Origin of the sequence: uncultured Bacteroides sp. (genome assembly GCF_910585845.1) — a bacterium.
In the GTDB taxonomy this organism is placed as follows: Bacteria; Bacteroidota; Bacteroidia; order Bacteroidales; family Bacteroidaceae; genus Bacteroides.
Window position 1 is genome coordinate 1 of the sequence record NZ_CAJUHF010000081.1, and the last position, 9,360, is coordinate 9,360.

Consider the following 9,360-nt stretch of genomic DNA (forward strand, 5'->3'; position numbering starts at 1 on the left):
GATAAAGGTGTTTAGTATATTTTACTGCCCCAAAAGTGACGAAGAACCTATTTATTTTTAGTTGTTATTTTAGTTGTTATTTTAGTTCGGAGGAATGCATACCATATAAAGAAGTTATGAAGGGCATCATTACATTACTTGTTATGTTCCATTACATTACTTGTTATACTTCATTACATTACTTGTTATGAGATATAAGATATGATGTTCTTCTTGTTGTCTCTGTACGTATTGCTCCATCTTTTTTCTGTTCGAAAATATATTTGTAACTCTCTCTTGGAGCAAGCAGTTTTGTCATCATACTATGTTTAGGGGCAACTTTTTCTGCATTTTTCAGCGGAAAAGGAGGGAAAAAAGGGTTAAAACAGGAAAAAGTGCGTTTGCGTACACATAAAAATGGGGGAGAATGCCTTGCAGTTCATAAATAATGCGTAAATTTGCCACAATTTGTAAAGCGTAGTTTGCAAAATGGCAGATATTATAAAACATCAAGGTATTGTGGAAAACATAAGCGGTTCTCATTTGAAAGTGAGAATTGTTCAGACGTCAGCTTGTGCGGCATGCAGTGTCAAAGGGCATTGTACATCGGCCGATACCAAGGAGAAGCTGATTGATATAGTTGTTAGTGATGCATCTTCCTATCAACTCGGCGATCGGGTCGTTGTTTTTGGAGAACTTTCTATGGGAATGATGGCAGTGCTACTGGCTTTTATTGCACCTTTCTGTATTCTGGTTGTTTCCCTCTTTCTGTTTATGGCTGTATGGAATGACGAACTTGGCTCTGCACTCTGTTCGTTGGCACTTCTTATACCTTATTATTATATATTATGGCTGAACCGAAAACGGATGGGAAAGAAATTCTCTTTTTCTGTAATGCCAATGATTTAATAGAAATTCATTAAAACAAATAATTAATAAATAACTAATTTATGAATGTAATTCTGATTGCAGTGATTTCATTGGGAGCCATAGCGCTGGTTTCGGCTGCTATTCTTTATGTAGCTTCCAAGAAATTCGCCGTGTATGAAGATCCGCGAATCGCACAAGTTGGAGCTGTATTGCCCCAAGCGAATTGCGGCGGATGTGGTTATCCGGGTTGTAGCGGTTTTGCCGATGCTTGCGTAAAGGCAGGCTCTCTGGAGGGTAAGTTCTGTCCGGTAGGCGGACAGCCCGTTATGACGAAAGTTGCTGAAATCTTGGGTTTGGATGCTGCTGCTACCGAACCGATGGTTGCAGTGGTAAGGTGTAACGGAACTTGTGCCAATCGCCCTCGTACGAATAGTTACGATGGCGCGAAGAGTTGTGCTATAGCAGCTTCTCTTTATGGTGGTGAAACGGGTTGTAGTTTTGGATGTCTGGGCTGTGGAGACTGTGTGTCGGCTTGCCAGTTTGATGCTATTCACATGAATCCTGAAACAGGGCTCCCGGAAGTAGATGAAGCTAAGTGTACAGCTTGTGGTGCTTGTGCCAAAGCATGTCCGAAGAACATCATCGAAATCCGTCCGCAAGGCAAAAAGTCCCGTCGCGTTTATGTGCAGTGTGTAAACAAGGACAAAGGTGGCGTAGCCCGCAAGGCATGTGCGGCTGCTTGTATCGGTTGTGGCAAGTGTGTGAAAGTATGTCCGTTTGAGGCTATCACATTGGAAAATAATCTTGCTTATATCGATCCGAACAAGTGTAAGTCATGCCGCAAGTGTGAAGAGGCATGTCCTCAGAATGCCATTGTCGCATTGAATTTCCCGCCGCGTAAGCCGAAAGTGGAAGAAACTGAGGCTGCTACCATCGTTGGTGCTCAAACTGCTACCCCTGCAAAGACGGAAGCTCCTGAGGTAAAGGCATAAATAATAAAGAAGTAATAAACGACTAAAATACAGAATTGTATGTTGAAGACATTTTCAATCGGTGGTGTTCATCCACACGAAAATAAACTTTCAGCACATCAGCCTATCATCAAGGCGGAGATTCCTTTCAAAGCCGTGATTCTGTTGGGGCAGCACATCGGTGCGCCTGCAAAACCGATTGTGGCTAAAGGTGATGTAGTGAAAGTCGGCACAAAAATCGCAGAACCTGGAGGTTTTGTATCTGCAGCCATCCACTCGTCTGTCAGCGGTAAAGTTGCCAAAATCGATACGATTATCGATGCCAGCGGTTATCCGAAACCTGCCATTTTCATTGATGTAGAAGGTGACGAATGGGAAGAAAGCATTGATCGTACAGAAACACTGGTGAAAGAGTGCAATCTTACTTCAGAAGAGATTGTGAAGAAGATAGCCGAAGCTGGTATCGTAGGTTTGGGTGGTGCATGTTTCCCCACACAGGTGAAACTCTGTCCGCCGCCTGCCTTCAAGGCTGAGTGTGTCATCATCAACGCAGTGGAATGTGAACCTTATCTGACCGCCGACCATCAACTGATGCTGGAACATGCCGAAGAAATTATGGTAGGTGTATCTATCCTGATGAAAGCCGTAAAGGTGAACAAGGCATTTATTGGTATTGAAAACAACAAACCCGATGCCATACAATTGATGACTAAAGTGGCATCCGGTTATGCAGGTATCGAGATCGTCCCCCTGAAGGTGCAATATCCGCAAGGTGGTGAAAAACAGTTGATTGATGCCATTATCGGACGTCAAGTGGCAAGTGGTGCGCTGCCCATATCAACCGGTGCAGTGGTGCAGAACGTAGGTACTGCTTTTGCCGTATATCAGGCTGTGCAGAAGAATAAGCCGCTGTTTGAGCGTGTGATTACTGTGACAGGCAAGTCGCTCGCCAAACCGTCCAATTTCCTGGCACGTATCGGAACGCCCATGAAGCAGTTGATTGATGCTTGCGGTGGTCTGCCTGAAGATACCGGTAAGATTATCGGTGGTGGTCCGATGATGGGAAAGGCTTTGGTGAACACCGATGTTCCCACTGCTAAAGGTAGCTCCGGCATTTTGATTATGAACAATAAGGAAGCCAAGCGCGGTGAGATTCAACCCTGTATACGTTGTGCAAAGTGCGTCGGCGCTTGCCCGATGGGATTGGAGCCTTACTTGCTGTCGGCACTTTCTGAGCATGCCGAGTTCGAGAGAATGGAAAAAGAAAGAATTATGGATTGCATTGAGTGCGGTTCTTGCCAGTTTACTTGTCCTGCCAACCGTCCGTTGCTGGACTATTGCCGTTTGGGCAAAGGTAAGGTAGGGGCTATGATCCGTGCACGTCAAGCTAAAAAATAACGAGTATGGAAAATAAATTAGTAATATCCCTTTCGCCCCATGTGCATGGCGGCGACAGTGTGAAGAAGAATATGTATGGTGTGCTCATTGCACTGATTCCTGCATTTCTTGTATCACTCTATTTCTTCGGACTGGGCGCACTGGTTGTTACTGCGACTTCTGTGGCTGCCTGTTTGTTCTTTGAGTGGGCCATTGGCAGATTCTTGTTGAAGAAGGAAACCTCTACTATCTGTGATGGTTCGGCTGTAATCACTGGTGTGCTACTGGCATTTAACTTACCTTCCAACCTGCCCATTTGGATCATCATCATCGGTGCTTTGTTTGCCATTGGTGTTGGAAAAATGTCTTTCGGTGGATTAGGAAGCAATCCGTTTAATCCGGCATTGGTAGGTCGTGTGTTCCTGTTGCTCTCTTTCCCGGTACAGATGACGAGTTGGCCCGTTGTAGGACAGCTTACTTCTTATACGGATGCTACAACGGCAGCTACACCGCTTAATCTGATGAAACAGGTGGTTGGCGGAAATGTGGATGCACTGAAAGAGTTGCCCTCTTCTTTCGATCTGCTGATCGGTAATAACGGAGGTTGTCTTGGTGAAGTAAGTGCATTGGCATTGTTGCTTGGATTGGCATACATGCTTTGGAAGAGAATCATTACTTGGCACATTCCGGTTGCTATATTGGGTACGGTATTTGTATTCTCTGGCATTATGCATCTGGTAGATCCGGTACATTATGTTTCTCCGGTGCTTCAACTGTTTACGGGTGGTCTGATGCTGGGTGCTATCTTTATGGCTACAGACTATGTCACTTCTCCGATGAGTAAGAAAGGTATGTTGATTTATGGTGTCTGCATTGGTTTGTTGACAGTGATTATCCGTCTGTTCGGTGCTTATCCTGAAGGTATGTCATTTGCCATCCTGATTATGAATGCTTTCACTCCGTTGATTAATACATATTGTAAACCTAAACGCTTTGGGGAGGTAGCGAAGAAGAAATGAAAAAGTTAGAATCATCCTTAAAGAATATGTTGTTGGTGCTCACGGGCGTTACTGCTATTTCCGTGGCATTATTGGCATACGTGAATGAATTGACGAAAGGACCTATCGAACAGGCTAATGCAAAGACATTGAGCGATGCGGTCAGTGCGGTAGTTCCGGGTTTTGACAATGATCCGATTGCAGAAAAGAAGATGCAAAAGGTAAATGACGTAGAGTATGCCGTTTATCCCGCCACTAAGGACGGTAAGTTTATTGGTGCGGCTGTAGAAGCCTCTTCGATGGGATTCGGCGGAGAACTGAAAGTGTTGGTAGGCTTTGATTCGGAAGGTAATATTATTGATTACTCCTTGCTGTCACATGCCGAGACTCCGGGCTTGGGTTCTAAAGCTGCCGATTGGTTTAAAGAAGGAAATAAGGGTAGCATCAAAGGGCAGAACCCTGGTAACGCTCCTTTGACTGTAAGTAAGGACGGTGGTCAGATAGATGCTATTACGGCTTCTACTATAACTTCCCGTGCTTTCCTTAATGCAGTAAATGCTGCTTATAGCGCCTATGCGGGGCAGAATACGTCCGATGCAGTTACGGGTGCTACTAAAAAAGTTGTTGAACCTGCTGAAGAAGCGGCCTCTGAGGCTGTCGATTCCATCAGCAATAAATAATAAGGAGGAGTATAAGATATGAATAATTTTAAAGTTATGATGAACGGGATTGTCAAAGAGAATCCTACATTTGTACTCCTGCTCGGTATGTGTCCTACGCTGGGTACCACCTCTTCTGCCATCAACGGTATGGGTATGGGCTTGGCAACCATGTTTGTGCTTATTTGCTCTAATGTGGTGATTTCTGCCATCAAGAACCTGATACCTGATATGGTGCGTATACCGTCGTTTATTGTGGTTATTGCCTCTTTTGTGACGCTGTTGCAGATGATTATGCAGGCATACGTTCCCGCATTGTACGCCACTTTGGGTCTGTTTATTCCGCTGATCGTTGTAAACTGTATCGTATTGGGACGTGCAGAAGCATTTGCAGCAAAAAATACTCCGGTAGCTTCTTTCTTTGATGGTTTGGGCATGGGACTTGGTTTTACGTTGGCTCTTACTTTGTTGGGGGCTATGCGTGAATTCTTAGGTACAGGTAAGGTTTTCAATCTCACCCTCCTTCCCGAAGAATATGGTATGTTGGTGTTCGTATTGGCTCCGGGTGCTTTCATTGCGTTGGGTTATCTGATAGCATTGATTAATAGCCTGAAAAAGAATTAATAAAAAGAAAACAGAAGATTAAAGGCAAGAGCGGTTGCCTTGAGCTTTTAATCTTCAATTCTTAATCTTGAACAGTTATGGAATATATATTAATATTTATCTCGGCAATCTTTGTCAATAACATCGTATTGTCGCAATTCTTGGGTATCTGTCCGTTCCTTGGTGTATCCAAGAAAGTGGAAACAGCGCTGGGTATGTCAGCTGCTGTGGCATTTGTGCTTACAATTGCTACTATTGTCACATTCCTGATTCAGAATTTCGTGCTTAATGCTTTCGATTTAGGCTATTTGCAGACTATCACTTTCATCCTGGTGATAGCAGCTTTGGTTCAGATGGTAGAGATTATCCTGAAGAAAGTATCGCCTTCATTGTATCAGGCATTGGGCGTATTCCTGCCTCTGATTACGACTAACTGTTGTATTCTGGGTGTAGCTATTCTGGTTATCCAAAAAAATTATGATTTGCTGACTGGTGTCGTTTATGCCTTCTCCACTGCTATTGGTTTTGGACTGGCTTTGACCGTTTTTGCTGGTTTGCGCGAGCAAATGAGTTTGGTGAATATCCCGAAAGGTATGAAAGGTACTCCAATTGCCTTGATTACTGCAGGTCTTTTGGCAATGGCTTTCATGGGCTTTTCCGGTGTAGTGAAAATCTAAGTAACAGAATCCATATAAATTGGTAAAAAAAGGGTGGCTGAGTAAATTCAGGCATCCTTTTTCTTTTTGAAGAAAAAAATATTCATTTTGCTTTTTATCTAAATTAATTTCCTTAAATTTGCTCCCAAAAGTAACCTATTAAGAATAAATCACTAATGAAAGAAAAAATTTTAGTTACAGGTGGAACAGGATACATTGGTTCACACACTGTAGTCGAACTTCAGAACGCAGGTTATGAAGTAGTGATAGTCGATAATTTGTCAAACTCAAGTGCTGACGTTGTTGATAATATAGAAAAGGTATCGGGCATTCGTCCTATATTTGAAGAATTGGATTGTTTGGATTTCTCAGGTCTTGACGCTGTGTTTACCAAATATAAAGGAATTAAAGCCATTATCCATTTTGCAGCAAGTAAGGCTGTAGGTGAATCTGTCCAAAAACCGTTGCTTTATTATCGTAATAATTTGGTTTCGTTGATTAACTTACTTGAACTGATGCCTAAATACGGAGTGGAGGGTATTGTATTCTCATCTTCTTGTACGGTTTATGGGCAACCGGATGAATTGCCTGTAACGGAACAGGCTCCAATCAAGAAAGCAGAATCTCCTTATGGGAATACGAAACAGATTAACGAAGAGATTATTCGTGATACAGTAGCATCTGGTGCTCCTATCAATGCCATTTTGTTGCGCTACTTTAATCCGATTGGCGCACATCCTACAGCATTGCTTGGTGAGTTGCCTAATGGTGTACCTCAGAACTTGATACCTTATCTGACTCAGACAGCTATCGGTATTCGTGAAAAACTGAGCGTGTTCGGTAATGATTATAACACTCCAGATGGATCTTGTATACGTGATTTCATTAATGTGGTTGATTTGGCAAAAGCACATGTAATTGCCATTCACCGTATATTAGATAAGAAACAGAAAGAAAAAGTGGAAGTGTTCAATATCGGAACGGGACGTGGACTTTCTGTATTGGAATTAATCAATGCTTTTGAAAAAGCTACTGGCGTGAAGTTGAACTATCAAATTGTAGGTCGTCGCGCAGGTGATATTGAGAAGGTGTGGGCTAACCCTAAATTTGCCAATGAAGAATTGGGTTGGAAAGCCGTTGAAAGCATCGAAGATACATTGTTGTCTGCTTGGAACTGGCAGTTGAAACTTCGTGAGCGAGGTATTCAATAAAGAAAATTAGGAACTTTTGTTTTATTAACAAATAAAGCATAAACAAATGCTCCCCGCATTTGTTTATATTTAGTAGATCAGCCTGATCTATTTGTATGTATGTGAATACCTATGAATGGTATGTATACCTTTTGGTATAGACAGGTTTGATTGAATAGTAGTTTTGTCGTGTTTTATTTTGTGTTTGTGTTGTAATAAGCCTTGTCGGGAGACAAGGCTTATTTTTTGTCCGGAATGCGTGAAACCGTTTCCTGTAAAAAAAAGGTATATATTATTTTGAAATCCGATAAGAGTATGGGGAGCTTACTTTCCTTTTGGGTACACTCCACTTTAGATGGGAAGATTATATGGGATGATTCTCTGCGAAGATTGCCATACGTTCATCCAACTGTGCATATTGATGATCCTGAATAAAAGATGTGCAAGCCCGAAGACCTTCCTGATGGCTTCCAGTAGTAATCAATGAAATGGCACTGACACCATAATACATTAATTCTTTGGCTAGTTCTCCGCTGGTCATACCTGGATAGCCAATAGTGAAATAGAAACCATCGGCAACCGGATCACCTAAATCATTGTCATATACTAAATGAAAACCATGACGCAGGAAAATTTCTTTTAGTTTGCGTGCGCGTTCACCGTATATTCTCACATCGTTTAGGAAATTATATTGTCCGTCATTGGCTGTTTTCAACATCGCTGCAAGAGCATATTGGGCGGAGTGGCTTGTGCCAGATGAAAGAGCATAGAGTATACGATGTATGAATACGGTTCCGAATGTACCGCCATTATATCGTTTGGTAAGTCCGGGGTAGGAGCGATGGTACAGCTTGTCGGAGATACAGGTGACCCCGATGCGTTGTCCTGCATAACTGAATGCTTTGGAGCCGGAAATAAGCAATACGTAGTTATCTGTATAGCGAGCAACTGAAGGCTGGAAAGGAGGGGTGAACGGTCTGCTTAAGTCTTGTCGGAAGTCCATTGCAAAGTAAGCCAAATCTTCCAATACAATAACATCATATTGCGTAGCAAGTTCTCCAATGATGCGCAGTTCTTCTTCTTTCAGGCAGATCCAGCTGGGGTTATTAGGATTCGAATAAACAATGGCAGAGATATTATCTTTCGCGAGATAGCTTTCCAGTTTGTTTTTCAGTTTGTCGCCGCGATAATCATAGACGTCGAATGTTTCAAATTTTTGCCCCATTACTACCAGTTGTTGCTTTTGCACAGGGAATCCTGGGTCAATGAATAATATTGTGTCTTTCTTTTCATCACATTGGCTGCATGTGAGAAAAGAGGCAAAAGTTCCTTGCATAGATCCGGTGACAGGCACGCAACCTTCCGGTTTAATATCTACATTAATGAAAGCTTTGATGAAGCGTGAGGCTTCTGTTTTCAATGTGGGAAGTCCATTGATGTCGGGATAAAGGCTGGCAATGCCATCCTGCAAGGCTTCTATTTCGGCTTTCACACCTACTGCTGAAGCAGGGAGTCCCGGTACACCCATTTCCATCTTTATAAACTCAATGCCTGAGGCTGCTTCTGCTTTGGCAGCGATGGCTTTTACTTCGCGTATAGTGGCTTTTCCAAAGTCTGCGATCTGAAATGCTTCGATAGTTTCGTCTATCAGTCTACGTTCAATAGGAGTATTTCTCATGGCCTTTTTCAATTTGGGTTTAGTTTGATTTATTTTTTGAATCTTTTTTCTATCATACAAATATAGGTAAAAATCGTGAGTTTTGCTTCTACAGGATAAATAAACTGTTTTTTCTTTAAAAAGATGATTTGGTAAGTTTCTTATAATCAGGCGTGATTGAAAAAAGATTGAAAATATTCCTTTTAAACTATTGCAGGTTTCAAAAAAATGCCTACCTTTGCAACCGCAATCGAGAGAGAAAGCAACGATAAAATGAAATGATGGTGCGTTAGTTCAGTTGGTTAGAATACATGCCTGTCACGCATGGGGTCACGGGTTCGAGTCCCGTACGCACCGCGTATAACACTTATAATAAGGAAGTTTTATAAAAAACACCCGG

At 42.3% G+C, this 9,360-nt stretch carries 9 protein-coding genes and 1 tRNA gene; 9 read left to right on the forward strand and 1 reads right to left on the reverse strand.

The annotated features are described in order from the left end of the window. Positions 1–468 precede the first annotated feature (468 nt). From QZ323_RS14025 to galE, 8 genes are all read left to right on the forward strand, one after another. A complete protein-coding gene (locus QZ323_RS14025) occupies positions 469–888 on the forward strand; it encodes a SoxR reducing system RseC family protein (RefSeq protein WP_294635322.1) in 420 nt (139 codons plus the stop codon). Between the two features lie 41 nt (positions 889–929). Then, positions 930–1,841 carry a Fe-S cluster domain-containing protein gene (locus tag QZ323_RS14030; RefSeq protein ID WP_294635323.1) on the forward strand — a complete coding sequence of 304 codons (912 nt, stop codon included), beginning with the start codon at positions 930–932 and terminating at the stop codon, positions 1,839–1,841. Between the two features lie 39 nt (positions 1,842–1,880). Beyond that, positions 1,881–3,218 (forward strand): electron transport complex subunit RsxC, encoded by a 1,338-nt coding sequence (rsxC, locus tag QZ323_RS14035; protein WP_294635324.1) that lies wholly within the window; start codon positions 1,881–1,883, stop codon positions 3,216–3,218. 5 nt (positions 3,219–3,223) lie between these two features. Beyond that, the gene (locus QZ323_RS14040) at positions 3,224–4,216 is read left to right on the forward strand and encodes an RnfABCDGE type electron transport complex subunit D (protein ID WP_294635325.1); all 993 of its coding nucleotides are present in this window, start codon (positions 3,224–3,226) and stop codon (positions 4,214–4,216) included. Beyond that, positions 4,213–4,875, forward strand: a complete 663-nt coding sequence (locus QZ323_RS14045) for an RnfABCDGE type electron transport complex subunit G (protein ID WP_294635326.1) — start codon at positions 4,213–4,215, stop codon at positions 4,873–4,875. Before QZ323_RS14040 ends, QZ323_RS14045 begins: the two co-directional genes overlap by 4 nt. An 18-nt stretch (positions 4,876–4,893) precedes the next feature. Continuing rightward, on the forward strand, positions 4,894–5,478 hold the full coding sequence (locus QZ323_RS14050) for an electron transport complex subunit E (RefSeq protein WP_294635327.1): 585 nt from the start codon (positions 4,894–4,896) through the stop codon (positions 5,476–5,478). Positions 5,479–5,555: 77 nt separating this feature from the next. Further along, positions 5,556–6,134 (forward strand): electron transport complex subunit RsxA, encoded by a 579-nt coding sequence (gene rsxA, locus QZ323_RS14055; protein WP_294635328.1) that lies wholly within the window; start codon positions 5,556–5,558, stop codon positions 6,132–6,134. A 155-nt stretch (positions 6,135–6,289) separates the two neighbouring features. Further along, positions 6,290–7,324: a UDP-glucose 4-epimerase GalE gene (galE, locus tag QZ323_RS14060; RefSeq protein ID WP_294635329.1), complete on the forward strand. Its 1,035-nt coding sequence runs from the start codon at positions 6,290–6,292 to the stop codon at positions 7,322–7,324. Positions 7,325–7,667: 343 nt separating this feature from the next. Here the strand turns inward: galE and QZ323_RS14065 are convergent, their stop codons facing one another. After that, positions 7,668–8,981 (reverse strand): pyridoxal phosphate-dependent aminotransferase, encoded by a 1,314-nt coding sequence (locus QZ323_RS14065; RefSeq protein ID WP_294635330.1) that lies wholly within the window; start codon positions 8,979–8,981, stop codon positions 7,668–7,670. A gap of 262 nt (positions 8,982–9,243) precedes the next feature. On the opposite strand from QZ323_RS14065, the gene QZ323_RS14070 reads away from it, so the two are divergent. Beyond that, positions 9,244–9,317 (forward strand) — tRNA-Asp (locus QZ323_RS14070). Positions 9,318–9,360 lie beyond the last annotated feature (43 nt).